This is a genomic window from Achromobacter sp. JD-1 (assembly GCF_038594925.1).
GTDB classification, from domain to species: Bacteria; Pseudomonadota; Gammaproteobacteria; order Burkholderiales; family Burkholderiaceae_B; genus Achromobacter; species Achromobacter spanius_C.
Genome location: NZ_JBCGCS010000013.1, coordinates 126,928 through 145,403, shown reverse-complemented (window position 1 = coordinate 145,403; position 18,476 = coordinate 126,928). Strand labels below are relative to the sequence as shown.

At 63.3% G+C, this 18,476-nt stretch carries 18 protein-coding genes; 8 read left to right on the top strand and 10 right to left on the bottom strand.

Features of this window, described 5'->3' with window-relative positions:
• Positions 1-21: 21 nt before the first annotated feature.
• Positions 22-660, bottom strand: coding sequence for a glutathione S-transferase family protein (locus WBR68_RS20225; protein WP_127184655.1), 639 nt, complete (start codon positions 658-660; stop codon positions 22-24).
• A 3-nt stretch (positions 661-663) separates the two neighbouring features.
• Positions 664-1,836 carry a PQQ-dependent sugar dehydrogenase gene (locus WBR68_RS20220; protein WP_230695065.1) on the bottom strand — a complete coding sequence of 391 codons (1,173 nt, stop codon included), beginning with the start codon at positions 1,834-1,836 and terminating at the stop codon, positions 664-666.
• 136 nt (positions 1,837-1,972) lie between these two features.
• Here WBR68_RS20220 and WBR68_RS20215 point away from each other — a divergent pair, with 136 nt between their 5' ends.
• Positions 1,973-2,584 carry a glutathione S-transferase family protein gene (locus WBR68_RS20215; protein WP_050444685.1) on the top strand — a complete coding sequence of 204 codons (612 nt, stop codon included), beginning with the start codon at positions 1,973-1,975 and terminating at the stop codon, positions 2,582-2,584.
• A 49-nt stretch (positions 2,585-2,633) separates the two neighbouring features.
• Here the strand turns inward: WBR68_RS20215 and WBR68_RS20210 are convergent, their stop codons facing one another.
• Positions 2,634-3,578, bottom strand: a complete 945-nt coding sequence (locus WBR68_RS20210) for a LysR family transcriptional regulator (protein ID WP_050444684.1) — start codon at positions 3,576-3,578, stop codon at positions 2,634-2,636.
• A gap of 120 nt (positions 3,579-3,698) precedes the next feature.
• Here WBR68_RS20210 and WBR68_RS20205 point away from each other — a divergent pair, with 120 nt between their 5' ends.
• From WBR68_RS20205 to WBR68_RS20195, 3 genes are read left to right on the top strand one after another with little or no spacing between them, the layout of a single operon-like run.
• A complete protein-coding gene (locus WBR68_RS20205; protein WP_050444683.1) occupies positions 3,699-4,679 on the top strand; it encodes a Bug family tripartite tricarboxylate transporter substrate binding protein in 981 nt (326 codons plus the stop codon).
• A gap of 6 nt (positions 4,680-4,685) precedes the next feature.
• Positions 4,686-6,167, top strand: a complete 1,482-nt coding sequence (locus WBR68_RS20200; RefSeq protein ID WP_230695064.1) for an N-acyl-D-amino-acid deacylase family protein — start codon at positions 4,686-4,688, stop codon at positions 6,165-6,167.
• Between the two features lies 1 nt (position 6,168).
• Positions 6,169-6,912 carry an aspartate/glutamate racemase family protein gene (locus tag WBR68_RS20195; RefSeq protein WP_050444681.1) on the top strand — a complete coding sequence of 248 codons (744 nt, stop codon included), beginning with the start codon at positions 6,169-6,171 and terminating at the stop codon, positions 6,910-6,912.
• A 94-nt stretch (positions 6,913-7,006) separates the two neighbouring features.
• Here WBR68_RS20195 and WBR68_RS20190 read toward each other — a convergent pair whose 3' ends face one another.
• From WBR68_RS20190 to proC, 7 genes are all read right to left on the bottom strand, one after another.
• Positions 7,007-7,708 carry an ABC transporter ATP-binding protein gene (locus WBR68_RS20190; RefSeq protein WP_230695085.1) on the bottom strand — a complete coding sequence of 234 codons (702 nt, stop codon included), beginning with the start codon at positions 7,706-7,708 and terminating at the stop codon, positions 7,007-7,009.
• A complete protein-coding gene (gene livG / locus WBR68_RS20185; RefSeq protein WP_050444680.1) occupies positions 7,708-8,475 on the bottom strand; it encodes a high-affinity branched-chain amino acid ABC transporter ATP-binding protein LivG in 768 nt (255 codons plus the stop codon). Before livG ends, WBR68_RS20190 begins: the two co-directional genes overlap by 1 nt.
• Positions 8,472-9,707, bottom strand: coding sequence for a high-affinity branched-chain amino acid ABC transporter permease LivM (locus tag WBR68_RS20180; protein WP_050444679.1), 1,236 nt, complete (start codon positions 9,705-9,707; stop codon positions 8,472-8,474). The genes livG and WBR68_RS20180 overlap by 4 nt, the downstream gene beginning before the upstream one ends.
• Positions 9,707-10,633, bottom strand: a complete 927-nt coding sequence (gene livH, locus WBR68_RS20175) for a high-affinity branched-chain amino acid ABC transporter permease LivH (protein WP_050444678.1) — start codon at positions 10,631-10,633, stop codon at positions 9,707-9,709. The genes WBR68_RS20180 and livH overlap by 1 nt, the downstream gene beginning before the upstream one ends.
• Positions 10,634-10,822: 189 nt before the next feature.
• Positions 10,823-11,938: a high-affinity branched-chain amino acid ABC transporter substrate-binding protein gene (locus tag WBR68_RS20170; RefSeq protein WP_050444677.1), complete on the bottom strand. Its 1,116-nt coding sequence runs from the start codon at positions 11,936-11,938 to the stop codon at positions 10,823-10,825.
• 457 nt (positions 11,939-12,395) lie between these two features.
• Positions 12,396-12,950, bottom strand: coding sequence for a queuosine precursor transporter (locus WBR68_RS20165; protein ID WP_127184661.1), 555 nt, complete (start codon positions 12,948-12,950; stop codon positions 12,396-12,398).
• Positions 12,947-13,780 (bottom strand): pyrroline-5-carboxylate reductase, encoded by an 834-nt coding sequence (gene proC, locus WBR68_RS20160; protein ID WP_050444675.1) that lies wholly within the window; start codon positions 13,778-13,780, stop codon positions 12,947-12,949. Before proC ends, WBR68_RS20165 begins: the two co-directional genes overlap by 4 nt.
• Positions 13,781-13,972: 192 nt before the next feature.
• Here proC and ugpB point away from each other — a divergent pair, with 192 nt between their 5' ends.
• The 4 genes from ugpB (at position 13,973) to WBR68_RS20140 (ending at position 18,377) form a co-directional block, all read left to right on the top strand.
• A complete protein-coding gene (gene ugpB, locus WBR68_RS20155; RefSeq protein ID WP_050444674.1) occupies positions 13,973-15,286 on the top strand; it encodes a sn-glycerol-3-phosphate ABC transporter substrate-binding protein UgpB in 1,314 nt (437 codons plus the stop codon).
• 198 nt (positions 15,287-15,484) lie between these two features.
• On the top strand, positions 15,485-16,366 hold the full coding sequence (gene ugpA, locus WBR68_RS20150) for a sn-glycerol-3-phosphate ABC transporter permease UgpA (protein ID WP_050444673.1): 882 nt from the start codon (positions 15,485-15,487) through the stop codon (positions 16,364-16,366).
• A gap of 21 nt (positions 16,367-16,387) precedes the next feature.
• Positions 16,388-17,239, top strand: coding sequence for a sn-glycerol-3-phosphate ABC transporter permease UgpE (gene ugpE, locus WBR68_RS20145; RefSeq protein ID WP_050444672.1), 852 nt, complete (start codon positions 16,388-16,390; stop codon positions 17,237-17,239).
• Between the two features lie 49 nt (positions 17,240-17,288).
• Positions 17,289-18,377, top strand: a complete 1,089-nt coding sequence (locus WBR68_RS20140; RefSeq protein ID WP_050444671.1) for a sn-glycerol-3-phosphate import ATP-binding protein UgpC — start codon at positions 17,289-17,291, stop codon at positions 18,375-18,377.
• Positions 18,378-18,476 lie beyond the last annotated feature (99 nt).

Here is an 18,476-nt window from a genome sequence, read left to right as displayed (position 1 = left end):
CTTTGCGCGCATCCGAAAACGTTATTCGGTCGGCGCGGGAAAATTGCGGGCCAAGACCCGCGCCACATTCGGTTCCTGCGCCGCCTGGCTGGCCACCGCCGCCAAGGCCGGGCATTCCGCCTGGAACCACGCCTGCCCCGGACGCCAATGCGTCATGACCGTCACGTACAGGTCCAGCGCGGAAAATCGCCGGCCCAACATATGGGGCGACCCGGCCTGCTGCTCGAGTTCCTTCCACAGTTCGGCGCGCCGGGTATGCACGCGCTCGCGCAGCAAGTCCGCCGCCGGCCCCTCGCCCGCCCATTGCGACGGAATATCCCCGTACGTGAACGTCGGGTACACCGCCCCGACCAGGCGCATCAGCACGTTCAGAAAGTACGCCCGTTCAGGCTTGTCGGCTGATGGCGCCAGGCCAGCTTGGGGCGCCACGTCGTGCAGGTGCAGGATCATCGCTGCGCTTTCCGTCATCACCTCGCCTTCCGGGGTGATCAGCGTCGGCACCTGCCCCAAGGGGTTCAGTTGCAGCAGGCGGTCGCGCTCGGGGCCGGGTTTCAGATAGGGCACGTCCGTCAGCGTGTGCGGCACGTTGGCCAGCACCAGCGCCATCTCGACAATGGCCGACCCGCACCCGGGCGATCCGATCAACTCGTAGCTCTTCATCGCTTACCCTCCAGAATCGGCCGGCGCCAGCCGCAGCAATTGGCCGGGTGAGGCATCGGTCAGCACATACACATAGCCGTCCGGCCCTTGCCGCACGTCGCGTATCCGGCTCTTGCGGTCCACCAGCAGCCATTCCTGGCCCACGACGCGGTTGCCGTCCAGCGTCAGGCGGATCAGGTTCTGATTACCCAAGGCGCCGATGAACACCGAGTTCTTCCAAGCTGGAAAGCGGTCGGCATCGTAGAACGCCATGCCGCTGATGGCGGGCGACTTGGCCCACCAGAACAGCGGCGGTTCCGTGCCCGGCGCGGTGTCGCCCTTGGCCTCGGGAATGCGCAGGCCCGAATAATTGATGCCATGCGTAGCCAACGGCCAGCCATAGTTCTTGCCCGGCTGAACCAGGTTGATTTCGTCGCCGCCACGGGGGCCGTGCTCGTTTTCCCAAAGATCGCCGGACCACGGGTTGATCGCCATGCCCTGTGGGTTGCGATGGCCATAGGACCAGATCTCGGGCCGCGCGCCGGCCTTGCCCACGAAGGGGTTGTCTTCAGGCACCGAGCCATCCAGCTTCAGGCGCACGACCTTGCCTTGCAGCTTGTCCAGATCCTGCGCGGTGGGACGCTGGTTGTTCTCACCCAGCGCAATGAAAAGATGGCCTTTGCCATCGAACACCAGGCGCGAACCGAAATGCAGGCCGGATGACAGCTTCGGCATCTGCCGGAAAAGCACCTTGAAATCTTCCAGGCCACTGGCGTCATCCGACAGCCGGCCCCGGCCAACCGCCGTGCCGCTCTTGTCGCCATCGGATTCGGCATAAGACAGATACACGTACCGGTCTTTCGCAAAGTCGGGCGACAGCGCCACATCCAGCAAGCCGCCCTGCCCGCGCGCCGCCACCTTCGGCACCCCGGACAGCGGCTTGGACAAGCCGCCCGGCGTGCGCAACAGGCGTAGCGTGCCGGGCCGTTCCGTGATCAGCACCCCGCCGTCAGGCAAGAATGCCATGGCCCAGGGATGATCCAGCCCGCCCACCACTGGCGTCACGCGTGCCGCAACGGAAGGCGGCTCCTGGCTTGCATGTGCAGGTTTGGCGAACGCCATGGCGCCCGCCATGAGTAACGTTGAGACCGAAAAAAGTGAGAGCGCGCGCGTGCTGGCGGCGGTGCGTGACTGCATGGACATCTCCGGCGGCAAAGGGCTGAATGCGAGTGCGGGGGGCGATGACAGGCTGGCGCGTGGCGCCCAGCGGGTGGCGTACCATAGCGCCCAGGGACGGGAACCTTCCGTTCTTCCTTTCCGGAGACCCCATCGCATGAAACTGTACTACATGCCCGGCGCGTGCTCGCTCGCTTCCCACATTGTTCTTGAGTGGGTCGGCCAGCCCTACGAAACGCACCAGCTCAGCCGCGAAGCCCTCAAGGCCCCTGAATTTCTGAAGGTGAATCCGCTAGGCGCCGTGCCCGCCCTGACCGATGGCGACTGGACCCTGACGCAGAACGTCGCCATCCTGGAATACATTGCCGAACAGTCGCCGCAAAGCAAGCTGCTGGGCGACGGCAGCGCGCGTTCGCGGGCGGACGTGCGCCGCTGGTTGGGCTTCATCAACTCCGACATCCACAAGACGTTTTCGATGATCTTCGGCGCGTCCCGCTTCCTGGGCGACGAAGGCGCGCAGAAGGAATTGGCGGGCTCGGCCTCGAAGCTGCTGACCAAGTTGTTCTCGCAACTGGATGCGCAACTGGCGGGCAAACCGTACCTGGCGGGCGACGCGCCCTCCATCGCCGATGCGTATCTGTACGTGGTGCTGCGCTGGGCACGCGCCAAGGAAGTGGACCTGGCTGGCCAGGACAATCTGGCGGCGTTCGAAAAGCGCATGGAAGCCGACAAGGGCGTCCAGGCCGCGCTGAAGGCCGAAGGGCTGTAAAGCAGGAAAAACCAAGCGGGGGGAAGCCCGCTGGCGGACCAGCCCAGGCTCAGCCCGCCTCTGCTTCCCCTTCCAAGATTTTTTTCACCGCCGCCAGAAACCTGCGCGCCAACAACGGCGGCGCGCTCAGGTTCGAATACGTGGCCCACACCTCGACACTGGCTTCGGGCTCGATGGGCCGCAACACCATATGCGCCGACTGCTCGGTCGATACACACCACGCGTCCACCAAGGCCGGACCCAAGCCCTGCTGCACAAACGAGCACGCCGTCACCGGTGAATGCACTTCGATCGCCGCCGCGCACAGCGGGCCGCCGCCAAAGAACGTGGTCAGCGCCCGGCCCAGTGGAGTGTCGCGCGGATAGCCAATCCACGCGGCAGACGAGAAATCCTCGGGATGCACCACGTCATGGCTGGCCAGCGGATGGCTCACCGGCAGCACACAGACCACCGGCACCCGCGCCAGCCGGATTGATGTCAGGTTGGGATGGTCGGGCGGCTGCATCGAGATGCCGATATCCGCCTGGCCCGACAAAAAGTACGCCGCCAACTCGTCGAACGTGACGCTGCGATAGTCCACCCGCGCCCCTGCGTTGCGGCCCCGAAACCGCTCGAGCGCCATGGGAATCAGCCGCTGCCCATAACTGGCGCTGGCCACGATCTTCAACATGCCCGCGCCCGATTGCCCCAGGCTGGCCGCCAGATCGTTCACCCGCTGGATGCCGCCATACACCTGCTCCACCTCGGCATACAGCCGGCGCGCTTCGGCCGTGGGCGACAAGCGGCTCTTGACCCGCTCAAACAAGCGGTAGCCCAGGCGGCTTTCCGTCAACGCCAGCACCCGGCTGACGGCCGGCTGCGACACATGCAGCATGCGCCCCGCGCTGCTGATGGACCCCGACATCATGATGGCCCGAAAGACCTCGATCTGACGCAGGTTCAACGGCCGCCCGGCGCTGGGGCCGACCTCGTCGGCGTAGCCTTCTACATCCATTTTTCTTCCCCTTGATCGATAACGGCGGATTATAGGATTGCCACATTTTTCGATGATGCAGTGCCGCAATGCGGGTGTAATCTGCGCTCCTCAAGACCACAAAACAAGGGGAATACCACCATGCATCGCACCTTTTTCCGCAGCCTGTCCGCGCTGGCCATCAGCGCCGCCCTGATCGGCACCGCCTCGGCCGCCGGCGCCTATCCCGACAAGCCCATCACCTTCGTGGTGCCGTCTGCCGCGGGCGGTTCGCCCGACGTGTTGTCGCGCCTGATCACCACGCAAATCGCCAAGGACACCGGCGCCACGATGGTGATTGAAAACCGTCCCGGCGCGGCGGGCAACATCGGCATCTCGCTGATCAAGCGCGCCGCCGCCGATGGCTACACCGTGGGCTACGGCAACATCAACACGCTGGCCGTGAACCGCTCGCTGTTCAAGCGCCTGCCTTACGACGTGGACCAGGACCTGACCCCGGTCGCGCACATGTTCGACCTGTACAACGCCCTGATCGTGCCGGCAGGATCGCCCGTGAAAAGCGTGCAGGACCTGATCGACCGCGCCAAGAAGGAACCCGGCCGCCTGTCCTACGGCGCCTCGGGCGTGGGCACCACCGGCCACATGGGCGGTGAACTTTTCAAGAGCATGGCCAAGGTGGACGTCATGTTCATCCCGTACAACGGCGGCCCCGCCGCCATCCAGGACCTGCTGGGCGGCCGCCTGGACTACCTGTTCGTCAACACCTCGGAAGCCGCGCCGCTGGTCGCCAGCGGCAAGGTGCGCGCCATTGGCGTCAGCAGCCTGAAGCGCCTGGCGCTGATGCCCGACGTGCCCACGCTGGATGAATCCGGCCTGAAGGGTTATCAAACCGTGGCCTGGGGCGGTGTTGTCGCCCCCAAGGGCACGCCGCCGGAAGTGGTGATGACGCTGAACGCCGCCATCCAGAAAGCGCTGCAAGCGCCCGAAGTGCGTACCGGCCTGGCCACGCTGGGCGCCGAACCCGCCACCGGCTCGCCGCAGGAATTCAAGCAATTGATTGATCGCGAAACCGCCAAGTGGAAGAAGATCATCGACACCGCTGGCATCGAAAAGCTGGACTAAGCACCCATGACCTTGCCCACCTTGCAGGCGGACTTCATCGTGGCGGGCGCCACGCTTATCGACGGCTCGGGCGGCCCCGCCCAAGTGGGCGACCTGGCCGTGCTGGGTGATCGCATCGTGGCGGTGGGCAGCTTTGCCCACCCCGCGGGCGTGCCGGTGATCGACGGGCGTGGCCAGGTGCTGGCGCCCGGCTTCATTGATTCCCACACTCACGATGACGGCTACCTGCTGGCGCATCCCGACATGCTGCCCAAGGTGTCGCAGGGCATCACCACTGTCGTCACCGGCAACTGCGGCATCAGCCTCGCGCCACTTCAGCGCGACAACATTCCGCAGCCGCTGGACCTGCTCGGCCCCGCCGAGCTGTTCCGCTTCGACACATTCCAAGCGTGGATGGACGCGCTGCGCAACACGCCCGCCGCGGTCAACGTGATTCCGCTGGTGGGCCACACCACCTTGCGAGTGGCCGTGATGGACGACACGTCACGCGCCGCTAACGACACCGAACGCGCCGCCATGCGTGGCCTGCTGCAAGAAGCGCTGGACGCGGGCGCCTTCGGCGTATCCACCGGCACCTTCTATCCGCCGGCCAGCGCCGCGCCCACCGATGAAATCATCGACGTTTGCCTGCCCTTGAAGGTAGCCAAGCAAGCGGGCCGCCCCGGCCTGTACGCCACCCACCTGCGCGACGAGGCCGACCACATCGTGCCCGCCATGGAAGAGGCGCTGCTGATCGGCCGCGAACTCGATTGCCGCGTGGTGTTCTCGCACCACAAGCTGGCCGGCGAACGCAACCACGGCCGCACGCGCGAAACGCTGGACCTGATCAACCGCGCCGCCGCCAGCCAGCCCGTCTGCCTGGACTGCCACCCGTATCCCGCCACGTCCACCATGCTGCGACTGGACCGCGCGCGCCTGGCCAGCCGCACGATGATCACGTGGTCCAAGGGCTACCCCGAGGCCACCGGCCGCGATTTCGCCGAGGTCATGCAGGAACTGGGCCTGGACGACGAAGCCGCCGTGGCCCGTCTGGCGCCTGCCGGCGCCATCTACTTCCTGATGGCCCCCACCGACGTCCAGCGCATCTTCGCGCATCCGCTGACGATGGTCGGTTCCGACGGCCTGCCCTTCGACCCGCATCCGCACCCCCGCCAATGGGGCACGTTCACCAACGTGCTGCGCACGATGGTGCGCGAACAGCAACTGATGTCCCTGGAAGCCGCCATCCACAAAATGACCGGGCTGGCGGCTGACCAATATGGCATCGCCGGGCGCGGTCTGCTGCGCCAGGGTTATCATGCTGACCTGGTGCTGTTCGACCCCGCCACCGTGACGGATATGGCGACGTTTTCAGCTCCCATTCAGGCAAGCCAGGGCATCCATGCCGTGTGGGTCAATGGCAAGCAGGTCTGGGACGGAGAACAAACCAGCACGCAACGCCCGGGCCACGTATTGACGCCCGGTGAAGCATTAGTTCGGAGTGAGTAAAGTGAAGACGATTTCCCAGGGCTGCTACCTGGGTGTATTGGGCGGAATGGGGCCCATGGCCGGCGCGGCCTTTGCCCTACGCCTGGCGGCGCTGACGCCCGCCGCGATTGACCAGCAACACATCCCCACCTTGTTGCGCAACGACCCCCGCATTCCCGACCGCTCCAGCGCCTATATGGCCGGCGGTGAAAGTCCCCTGCCCCATATGATTCAAGGCGTGCGCTTTCTGGAGGAAGCCGGCGCGCAACTGATCGCCATCCCGTGCAACACCGCGCACCTTTGGTACGCCGACATCGCCGCCAGCACAGGCGTGCCGGTGCTGCACATCATTGAAGCGGTCATTGACGACCTGCGCCGCCTGGGCTTGCCGCGTGGCCGCATCGGCCTGATGGGCACGGCCGCCACGCTGAAACTGGGCTTGTACCAGCAGCACCTTCAGGCGCAAGGCTACGACTGCATCGTTCCCGACGACGACGAAGTCGAACGCTATTGCATGGGGTCCATACGCGCCGTCAAGGGCAACCGCCTGGAAGAGGCCTTCGCCCCCGCCGCCGAGTGCATCGCCCGCCTGAAAGCACGCGGCGCCGACGCCGTGGTGCTGGGCTGCACCGAACTGCCGCTGGCCGTGCCGCACGCGCTGCGCCCCAGCCTGGGCGTAACGCTCACGGACTCGATCGATGCGCTTGCCCGCGCGGCCATCGCGCATTACGAAGCGGACCTGGCCAGGCAACGCATCGCCGCCTGAACGGCGACGCCACACACTCGCGCGAAGGCGAAAAAAAAGCGCATCTTCCGATGCGCCCGAATTTCCCTTCGCGGGGAAGCCGTCAACGTGATGCTTATCCGCCCAGGTAGGCCTTGCGGACTTGATCGTTGACCAGCAAATTGGCGCCCGTGTCTTGCAGCACGACGCGGCCGTTTTCCAGCACATAACCGCGATCAGCCACGCCCAGCGCCTTGTTCGCGTTCTGTTCCACCAGGAACACCGTCACGCCCTGCTCGCGGATCTCGCGGATGATGTCGAAGATCTGCGCGATCACCAGCGGCGCCAGGCCCAAGGTGGGTTCGTCCAGCAACAACAAACGCGGCCGCGTCATCAGCGCGCGGCCGATGGCCAGCATCTGCTGTTCACCACCCGACATCAGCCCGGCGCGTTGCGCCGCGCGCTCTTTCAAGCGCGGGAACAAGCCATAGACGTGGTCCATGCCCGCCTCGATTTCCGAGCGCTTCGAAAAGAAGCCGCCCATCATCAGGTTTTCAGCCACCGTCAGGTCTTTGAATACCCGTCGGCCTTCAGGCGAAATGGCGATGCCACTGCGCATGATGTGGTGCGTGTCCTTCTGGGTGATGTCTTCGCCATCGAACGTGATCTTGCCTTCACGCGCGCGGGGGTTGCCGCACACCGTCATCAACAAGGTGGTCTTGCCGGCGCCGTTGGCCCCGATCAGCGTCACGATTTCGCCCTGGTTCACGTCCACCGACACGCCGTTCAAGGCCTGGATGGCGCCGTAGTAGGTGTGTATGTTTTCCAGCTTAAGCATCATTCCTCCCCCAGGTACGCTTTGATCACGCGCTCATCGTTGCGCACCTCATCGGGGGTGCCCGTCGTGATGGGCTTGCCGTGTTCCATGACGAGGATCCGGTCGGAAATGCCCATGATCAGGCTCATGTCGTGCTCGATCAGCAGCACGGCCACGCCGAATTCGCGCCGAAGCTGGTCGATAAGCGCTTGCAGATCGCGCTTTTCCTGCGGGTTCAGGCCGGCCGCCGGCTCGTCCAGCATCAACAGGCGCGGCTTGGTGATCATGCAGCGCGCGATCTCCAGGCGGCGCTGGTGCCCGTAGGCCAGGTTGCCCGCCTCGCGGTTGGCAAATTCACGCAGCCCCATGAAATCGAGCCATTGCGCCGCGCGCGCCAGCGCATCGGTCTCCGACTGCTGATAGCCCTTGAGCTTCAACAGGCCCGGCAACAGCCGCGATTCCACCTGAGTGTGCTGCGCCACCAGCAGGTTTTCCAGCACGGTCAACTGCTTGAACAGCCGCACGTTCTGGAACGTGCGGACCAGCCCGTGGCGCGCCACCTTGTGGCTGGGCAAACCGTTGATGGGCTTGCCGTCCATGATGATGTCGCCCGCGGTGGGCGCATAGAAGCCGCCCACGCAGTTGAACACGGTGGTCTTGCCGGCCCCGTTGGGGCCGATGATGGCGAACACCTCGTCGGATTTGACTTCGAACCCCACGCTGTCCACGGCCAAGAGGCCGCCGAACCGCATCGTGAGCCCGGATACTTTCAGCAATGCCTCGCTCATTTAGACAGCTCCACGTGGGGACGCTTCATGGGCAACAACCCCTGCGGACGCCACATCATCATCAACACCATCACCAAACCGAACATCAGCATTCGGTATTCGGCGAACTCGCGCGCCAGCTCGGGCAAGACGGTCAGCAAAATGGCCGCCAGAATCACGCCCACCTGCGACCCCATGCCGCCCAGCACCACAATGGCCAGGATCAGCGCCGATTCAATGAAGGTGAACGACTCCGGGTTCACCATGCCCTGGCGCGCCGCGAAGAACGCGCCGCCGAAACCGGCGAAGGTGGCGCCCAGCGTGAACGCCGAGAGCTTGATGCGCGTGGGGTTCAGCCCCAGCGAACGGCAGGCGATTTCATCTTCGCGCAAGGCTTCCCAGGCGCGGCCAACCGGCATGCGGATCAGGCGCGTGGACACGGCAAGCGTGATCAGCGCCAGCAGCAAGGCCATCAGGTACAGATAGATCACCATATGCTGGTTTTCAAACGTCAGCCCGAAGAAGTCATGGAACGTCGTGCCGCCTTCCGTGCTGGCGCGGCGCGTCATTTCCAGGCCGAACACCGTCGGCTTCGGAATACCGGAAATGCCGTCCGGGCCACCCGTCAGCGTGTTCAGGTTGATGAGCAGCAGGCGGATCATTTCGCCAAAGCCCAGGGTCACGATCGCCAGGTAGTCGCCGCGCAAGCGCAGCACCGGAAAGCCCAGCACGAACCCAAACAAGGCCGCCATTGCCCCGGAAAACGGCAACGCTTCCCAGAAGCTCCAGCCGCCCCAGTGGTACAGCAAGGCGTAGGTGTACGCGCCCACCGCGTAGAAGCCGACAAAGCCCAGGTCCAGCAGGCCGGCGAAACCCACCACGATGTTCAGGCCCAGGCCCAGCATCACGTAGATCAACACCAGCGTGGCGATGTCAACCGAGCTGCGTCCCGCGAAGAACGGCCACACCACCGCTATCGCCAGCAGCAACAGCATCAGCCCTTTGTGGGTCTTGGCGGGCGCCGCCGGCAAGGTCGGCAACGACGTCTTCAGCTTGCGGAACGGCGCGGCGATCCAGGGCCGCAGCATCTGGAAGGCGAACACCACGGCCGCGGCAAGCGCCACCAGCCCCCAGTTCGATTCCATCGACGTGCGCGCGCCCTGACGAATCAGTTGCAGGCCAAACACCGGCGTAACGATCACCGCCGTCAACACGGCGGCCATCGTGGCGTTTTTAAGATTGTTTTTCGACATCAGACTTTTTCCACCTCAGGTTTGCCCAGCAGCCCGGTGGGACGGAACAGCAGAATCAGGACCAGCAGCGAGAACGCCACGATGTCCTTGTACTGTGACGAGATATACGCGGCCGCGAAGGTTTCGGCCAAGCCCAGCAGCACGCCGCCCAGCATGGCGCCGGGGATGCTGCCAATGCCACCCAGCACCGCCGCCGTAAAGGCCTTGATGCCGGCCAGGAAGCCGATGAACGGATTCAGCTTGCCGATGGTGATGGCGATCAGCACGCCGCCCACCGCCGCCAGGATCGCGCCCATCACGAACGTGAACGAGATCACGCGGTTGGTGTCAATGCCCAGCAGATTGGCCATGTGCATGTCTTGCGAGCAGGCGCGCGAGGCGCGGCCCATGCGGGAATACTTGATGAACAGCGTCAGGGCGATCATCAGCACCACCGTCACCACGATGATCATGATGCGCGAATACGGCACCGTCACGTCGAAGTCGGTTCCCATGTGGAACTGCACGGCGCCGGATATCAGCGACGGCACGGCCATGTCGCGCGCGCCCTGGCCCAGGGCCACCCAGTTCTGCAGGAAGATCGACATGCCGATCGCCGAGATCAGCGCCACCAGGCGGGGGCTGCCTCGTACCGGCCGATACGCAACGCGCTCGACCGAAAAGCCATATACGCCGGTCACGGCAATGGCCACGAGCAACATGGACGCAATGATGAATGGCATCGGCAAACCGCTGTTGGTGCCGATGGCCGTCAAGGTGACCAGGCCGACATAGGCGCCGATCATATAGATTTCGCCGTGGGCGAAGTTGATCATCCCGATGATGCCGTAGACCATTGTGTAGCCGATGGCGATCAACGCGTAGATCGCGCCCAGGGACAATCCGTTGAAGAATTGCTGGGTAAGTTGGGGTATGAGGTCTGACATTATCTAATGCTCCAAATGGTTCCGGCCCCGGTGGAGAGACCCGGAGCCGGAAACCTGGGCGTATTTTCTAAGGGCCTGTGATCACCGCCTGCCGGCCGCACAGCGCTTTTGGCGCATCGCTACGCGGATTACGGCACAACGAAGACAACAGGCCCTACACGCCGGCACCGCGCCGGCGAGATCGCGAGTTTACAGCTGGGTCTTCTTACCGGACTTGTCCCACTTGTAGACGGCGAATTCGAAGTTCTTCAAATCGCCCTTGGCGTCGTATTCAACCTTGCCGATGCCGGTGTTGAACGCGGTCTTGTGCATGTAGTCCGCAACCTTGGCGGGGTCTTCACCCACGGCATTGATGCTGTCGGCCAGGATCTGCACGGCGGCATAAGCAGGCATCTGGAAGGCGCCGTCCGGATCGCGCTTGGCGTCCTTGAAGGCCTTCACGATGCCTTCGTTGCCAGGCAGCTTGGTGAAGTCAGCCGGCAGCGTCACCAGCAGGCCTTCGATGGCCGGGCCGGCGATGGCCACCAGGTCCTGGTTGGCGGTGCCTTCCGGACCCATGAACTGAACGTTCAGGCCCTGTTCGCGCGATTGGCGCAGCAGCAGGCCGAGTTCGGGGTGGTAGCCGCCGAAGTAGACCAGGTCCACGCCTTCGGACTTCAGCTTGGTGATGATGGCCGAGTAGTCGCTGTCGCCAACGTTGATGCCTTCAAACATCGACACATTGACGTTCTGCTTGGCCAGCGCGTCCTTGACCTGGGTGGCCACACCCGAGCCGTAGGTCTGCTTGTCGTGCAGGATGGCGACCTTCTTGGGCTTGAGCGTCTTGGCGATGTAGTTGGCGGCGTACGGGCCTTGCTGGTCGTCGCGGCCAATCGTGCGGAAGAAGAAATGCGGCTTGATGGTGTCGGTGACCAGCGGCGACGTGGCGCCCGGGGTGATGCCGACAATGCCCTCTTCTTCGTACACCTTCACGGCGGCCACGGTAACGCCCGAGCAAGCATGGGCCACGGCGAACTTGGCGCCGGAGTTGACCACACGGTTGGCGGCCGGCACGGCCTGCTTGGGTTCGCAGCCGTCGTCGATCAGGATCGGCTCAAGCTTCTTGCCCTTCACGCCACCCTTGGCGTTGATGGTTTCGATAGCGGTCAAGGCGCCGGCCTGGATCTGGTCGCCATATTGGGTGTTGGGGCCGGTCATGGGCTGGGGAATGCCAATCTTGATGGTGTCGGCGGCGTGTGCGGCGCCCGCCAAGGCAAGTGCCCCAAGCGCCATGGCTACCGGGGTAAGGCGATTCAGAAACTTCATGCGGAGTTCTCCAGCGAGGTTTTGAGCGGCTCTGATTGAAACGGCTTGTCGGGTGGATACCCCGCCATCCGTATCTCGCGTCGCCGGCTTCTTGGGCAAAAACACGGTGTGGGCGGTATTCTGGGAGTTAGCCGACATACTGTCACTGCGTGTAATCCCCAATATTTCCCGGCAAACCTTTAATCGTGACGCATCAGCTTTGCAAGCCCATGAAAATACGGGAAATTTGCTGAATTTGCCTTCGGTTCCGACTGGCGCACTTGATGTATTTGTGGGCAGCCCGATATATGAAAAATCATTAATACACTGTTCGAATACGCATTTAAATACAGTGCTTACGCCGGACTTACGATTAATGATTATTGGGTTAATGAATTCCGCATAATCCACTGCCAAAAAAAAAGCGCGCATCGGGCGACCACGTCGCCACGATGCGCGTCCTTTTTGATGCCCGGCGTCAGGCGTTGACCGGCTTGGCCAGGTTCCACATCAGCGCCCGGAACGGCGCCAGCATGCTGATGTTGACCACCAGCTTGACGGCCAGATCGCCCAGCATCCACGTCGTCCATGGCAAGCCGGTCGCCGCGAAGGCCACGCTGAAGAACACCGCGGTGTCCAGCACGGCGCCCACCACGCCCGATACCAGCGGCGCGCGCCACCAACGCTGGTCGCGCAAACGGTCAAAGACCTGAATGTCCACCAGTTGCGCGCAGATATAGGCCAGGCCCGAGGCCAGCGCAATACGCGGCGACGCCACCCAGAGCGACACCACCAACGCCGCCGCAAAGCCGAACCAGACCACCCGGCGCGCGGCCGACGGGCCAAAGCGCCGGTTCAACACATCGGTAACCAGGAAGGCGACGGGGTACGACAGACCGCCCCACGTCAACCAATCGTTAAGCGGTACCTGCACCAGAATGTTCGAGCCCACCACCACCAGCAGCATGCTCAGCACGGCAATGCCGAACTGCGCACGGCTCATCGGCGGAAAGAGCCGGCTTGCCGTGGTCATTGCCCGAATTCCTCGGCCAGCTCGCGCGAACGGCGCGCCGCGGCGGCCATGGCGTCTTCCACGATGCCGGCAAACCCGGCGGCGTCAAACGCAGCCAGCGCGGCGGCCGTGGTGCCGCCCTTGGACGTGACCCGTTCGCGCAGCACTGACAAGGGGTCTGACGATTCGGCCGCAAGCCGGGTCGCGCCAGCCAGCGTGCCCAAGGCCAGTTGCTTGGCCTGCGCCTCGGTCAAGCCGACCTTCACGCCGCCCGCCACCAAGGCTTCCAGGAACAGGAATACATACGCCGGGCCACTGCCGGACAAGGCCGTCACGCCATCCAGCGCAGCGTCGTCCGCCACCCACACCACCTGCCCCACGCTTTCCAAGAGGCTTGCGGCCAAGGCGCGATCGGCTTCGCTGACGCCATCCAGCGCCGCCAGGCCCGTCACGCCCGCGCCCACCAGGGCGGGCGTATTGGGCATGCAACGCACCAGGCGCTTGAAAGGCGCGTCCGGGGATCCCAGCCAGCCCGCCAGGGTGTCCGCGCGGATTCCGGCCGCCACGCTGACCACCAAGGTGTCGTCTTGCAGCCACTGACGCGCGGATGCCACAACATCTTTCATGTTCTGCGGCTTGACCGCGAACACCCAAACGCGGCACCGGGCCAGGGCTTCGTCCGGGGCCACTGCCGTGGTCATGCCACGCGCCTGCCAAGCCGCGTGGCTATCCTTATTAATGTCAATGACATGGATGCTGCTGGCGGGGCATACTTTGCCGGCCAGTCCGGAGGCCAAAGCGGCCGCCATATTGCCGCCGCCAATGAACGCAATCGAAAGTTCGTTTTTCATAGGACGGCATTGTAGTCGGTCGGCTTCGCGGGGAAAAAAAAGAAAATGTTCGTTCGCGCCTGAAACGCACAATTTGACAGGCGTTTGCGGTGATGTGAAAGTCACGGTTTTGTCACAAACAATTCATAAGGTGTCGTGTTTTCCGTGTCTGGACACCCCGGTCACAACACGCCCATCAGGAGCAACCTCATCATGCGATCCCACCGTATTGCTTTAACCTTCGCCGCCGTGATGGCCGCGTTCGCGGGCGCGTCCGCGCATGCCGCCACCGAGATTCAGTTCTGGCATTCGATGGAAGGCGCCCTGGGCGACCGCGTCAATGGTCTGGTCGAAGAGTTCAACAAGAAGAACCCCGACTACCAGGTCAAGGCGATCTACAAGGGCAACTACGGCGAATCCATGAATGCCGGCATCGCCGCGTTCCGCGCTGGCAACGCCCCGGACATCCTGCAAGTGTTCGAAGTGGGCACCGCCACCATGATGTACGCCAAGGGCGCCATCAAGCCGGTGCAGCAGATGTCGGAAGAAGCCGGCAACCCGATCGATCCGAAGGCATTCATCGGCGCCGTGGCCGGCTACTACTCGTCGGCCGACGGCAAGCTGGTGTCGATGCCCTTCAACAGCTCGACCGTGGTGTTCTATTACAACAAGGACGCCTTCAAGAAGGCTGGCCTGGACGCCGACAATCCCCCCAAGACCTGGGAAGAGCTGGCCGCCGCCGGTCAGAAGCTGAAGGCTGCTGGCCAGGAATGTGGCTATACCACGTCGTGGCCGTCGTGGACCCAGCTGGAAACGTTCTCGGCCTGGCATAACGTGCCCTACGCCACCAAGGACAACGGTTTCGGTGGCCTGGACGCCCGCATCGCCATCAACACCCCGCTGCACGTGCGCCACCTGGAAAACCTGGCCAAGCTGGGCAAGGAAGGCATCTTCATGTACGGCGGCCGCGGCGACGAGCCGAACTCGCTGTTCATCAGCGGCAAGTGCGCCATGATCACCGGCTCGTCCGGCCTGCGCGCCAACATCGCCAAGAACGCCAAGTTCGAATTCGGCACCTCGACCCTGCCTTACTACGCCGACGTGAAGGGCGCGCCGCAGAACACCATCATCGGCGGCGCATCGCTGTGGGTCTTCGCCAACAAGAAGCCGGAAGTCTACAAGGGCGTGACCGCCTTCTTCCAATTCCTGGCCTCGCCTGAAATCGCCGCGCGCTGGCACCAGCAGACGGGCTACGTGCCGGTCACCAAGGCGGCTTACGAGCTGACCAAGAAAGAAGGCTTCTACGACAAGAACCCGGGCACCGAAGTCGGCGTCAAGCAATTGAACGTGGAAACCACCGCGCAATCGCGTGGCCTGCGCCTGGGCTTCCTGCCGCAGATCCGTGAAATCGAAGACGCTGAAATCGAACGCATCGTGTCCGGCAAGGTTACGGCCAAGGACGGCACCGAGAACATCGTCAAGCGTGGCAACGAGTTGCTGGAAAAGTTTGAGAAGAGTGTAAAGTAGCGCCCTTTCCGGGATTCGGTCGGGTGATTGCTTCACGGCATTTCTCAAGCGTGACAATGACTTAACGGCCAATCCGGATACGAGCGCAAGGCTTGAAGCCCTGGTGATAAAGGGGCTTCAAGCCTGTCGTATTTTTATGAAGCGGTTTCAAGCGGCGGTTACTCCAACCGCCGCTTTTCTGTACCTTGGGTACCCCCTATGGAAAAACGCGTTGTCTTTGGGCATAAGACCCTGCCCTATCTGCTGCTGTTGCCGCAGCTGATCATTACCGTGGTCTTCTTTTTCCTGCCCGCCGGACAAGCCATGTGGCAGTCCATGCGGCTTGAAGATGCCTTCGGCCTGTCGTCCGAGTTCGTCGGGCTCGACAACTTCATGGAACTGTTCTCGCAACAGGCTTACCTCGATTCCTTCCGCGTCACCGCCGTCTTTTCGATACTGGTGGCTGCCGTGGGTCTGGGCGTGTCCTTGCTGCTGGCCGTCATGGCCGACCGCGTGATTCGCGGCGCGGGACTCTACAAGACCCTTCTGATCTGGCCTTACGCTGTGGCGCCCGCTGTGGTCGGCGTACTGTGGCTGTTCATGTTTTCGCCTTCCGTGGGCATTCTGGCCGTGGCGCTGCGCAACTCCGGCGTCGACTGGAACCCGCGCCTGGACGGCAACCAGGCCATGATGCTGGTGCTGGCGGCCGCCGTCTGGAAGCAGATCTCGTACAACTTCCTGTTCTTCCTGGCCGGCCTGCAATCGATTCCGCGTTCGCTCATCGAAGCCGCCGCCATCGATGGCGCCAGCCCGGCGCGCCGCTTCTGGACCATTGTGTTCCCGCTGCTGTCGCCCACTTCGTTCTTCCTGCTGGTCGTCAACATCATCTATGCCTTCTTCGACACCTTCGCCATTGTGGACACCACAACGCAAGGCGGTCCGGGCACGGCGACTTCCATCCTGGTCTACAAGGTGTATAGCGACGGTTTCCGTGGCCTGGATCTGGGTTCGTCCGCGGCCCAGTCGGTCATTCTGATGTTCATTGTGGTTGCCTTGACGGTCGTACAGTTCCGCTACGTCGACCGCAAAGTGCAGTATTGATTTTGTTCGAGGCTGATAACAATGGTTGAACGCCGTCCCTGGCTGGATATTCTGGCCCACGTCATTCTGCTTTGCGGCGTGGCGATGGTGGCATTTCCGCTCTACATCACTTTCGTCGCGTCTACCCAGACCGCTCAGGAAGTGGCGCAGGCGCCGATGTCGCTGATTCCCGGTCCCCACTTTGTCGACAACTACATGCAGGCGCTGTTTGGCGGTTCGTCCGGCGGTTCGTCGGGCGCCCCCGTCGGCCGCATGATGTACGTCAGCCTGATCATGGCGCTGTCGATTTCCATCGGCAAGATCGCGATCTCGCTGCTGTCGGCTTTCGCGGTGGTGTATTTCCGCTTCCCCGGCCGCATGTTCTTTTTCTGGATGATCTTCGTCACGCTCATGCTGCCCGTCGAAGTCCGGATCGCGCCCACCTACAAGGTCGTAGCCGACCTGGGCATGCTGAATAGCTACGCCGGCCTGACCTTGCCGCTGATCGCTTCGGCCACCGCCACCTTCCTGTTCCGCCAGTTCTTCCTGACGGTACCGGACGAGCTCATCGAGGCCGCGCGCATCGACGGCGCGGGCCCGGTGCGCTTCTTCTTCGACGTGCTGCTGCCTTTGTCCAAGACCAGCATCGCGGCCCTGTTCGTGATCCAGTTCATCTATGGCTGGAACCAATACCTGTGGCCCCTGCTCATCACCACGCAAGAAGACATGTACCCCGTCGTCATCGGCATCAAGCGGATGATCAGCGGCGGCGACAGCGTGACCGAATGGAACATCACCATGGCCACCGCCATGCTGGCCATGATTCCCCCGGCGCTGGTCGTCATCCTGATGCAGAAATGGTTCGTCAAGGGTCTGGTCGACACTGAAAAGTGACGCTTGCCCGCCCTCGCCCACCCGAACACGACTCCGAACCCGAATAAACATGGCTACTCTCAGCTTCCGTAACGTCAAGAAAACCTACGCCGGCAACGTCCCGGTCATCCATGGCATCGACATGGAGGTGAAAGACGGTGAATTCATCGTCATCGTCGGCCCGTCCGGCTGCGGCAAGTCCACGCTGATGCGCATGGTCGCCGGCCTGGAATCCGTGACCAGCGGCGACATCGTCATCGACGACAAGGTCGTCAACAACCTGGAACCCGCCGAACGCGACATCGCGATGGTGTTCCAGAACTACGCGCTCTACCCGCACATGACCGTGTTTGAAAACATGGCCTATGGCTTGAAGATCCGCAAGTTCTCCAAGGACGAGATCAAAAAGCGCGTGGACATCGCCGCGCAGATCCTGGAACTGGGCCACCTGCTGGACCGCCGCCCGCGCGCGCTGTCCGGCGGCCAGCGCCAGCGTGTGGCCATGGGCCGCGCCATCGTGCGCGAACCCAAGGTGTTCCTGTTCGACGAACCGCTCTCGAACCTGGACGCCAAGCTGCGCGTGGCGATGCGCCTTGAAATCATGAAGCTGCATCGCCGCCTGGGCACCACCAGCCTGTACGTGACGCACGACCAGGTTGAAGCCATGACGCTGGCGCATCGCATGATCGTGATGTATCAGGGCGTGCCCGAGCAGATCGGCACCCCCATGGAAGTCTTTGAAAAGCCCGCCTCGACCTTCGTGGCCGGCTTTATCGGCTCGCCCCCGATGAACCTGATGGAAGTGCAGGTGGCCGGCGACGGCACCGTGCAGACCACCGACGGCATGGCGCTGGAAATCTCGCCGCTGCAAGTGCCGTCCCAGGTGCGCGGCCGCAAGATCATCATGGGCATGCGCCCCGAGCACATGCTGCTGAACACGCAAGGCGTGCCGGCCGAAGTTGAAATGGTCGAAACGCTGGGTTCGGAACAACTGGTGCATTGCCGCTGCGGCAAGACCACGCTGGTGGTGCGCTGCACGACGCGCCAGTTGTCGGAAGCGTCGGCCAAGGTGGGCGATCGCGTCAATGTCGGCCCGGACGGCCGCCATCCGCTGCATTGGTTCGACGTCGAAACGGGTCGCCGCGTGCAGGGTCTGTAAACCCTAAGCCATCAGCCGCCACGGCGATCGCCTGGCGCGGCTGCCAGGCAAAAGAATCGGGCCGCAAGCCATGTCATTGGCTTGCGGCCCGATTCACAT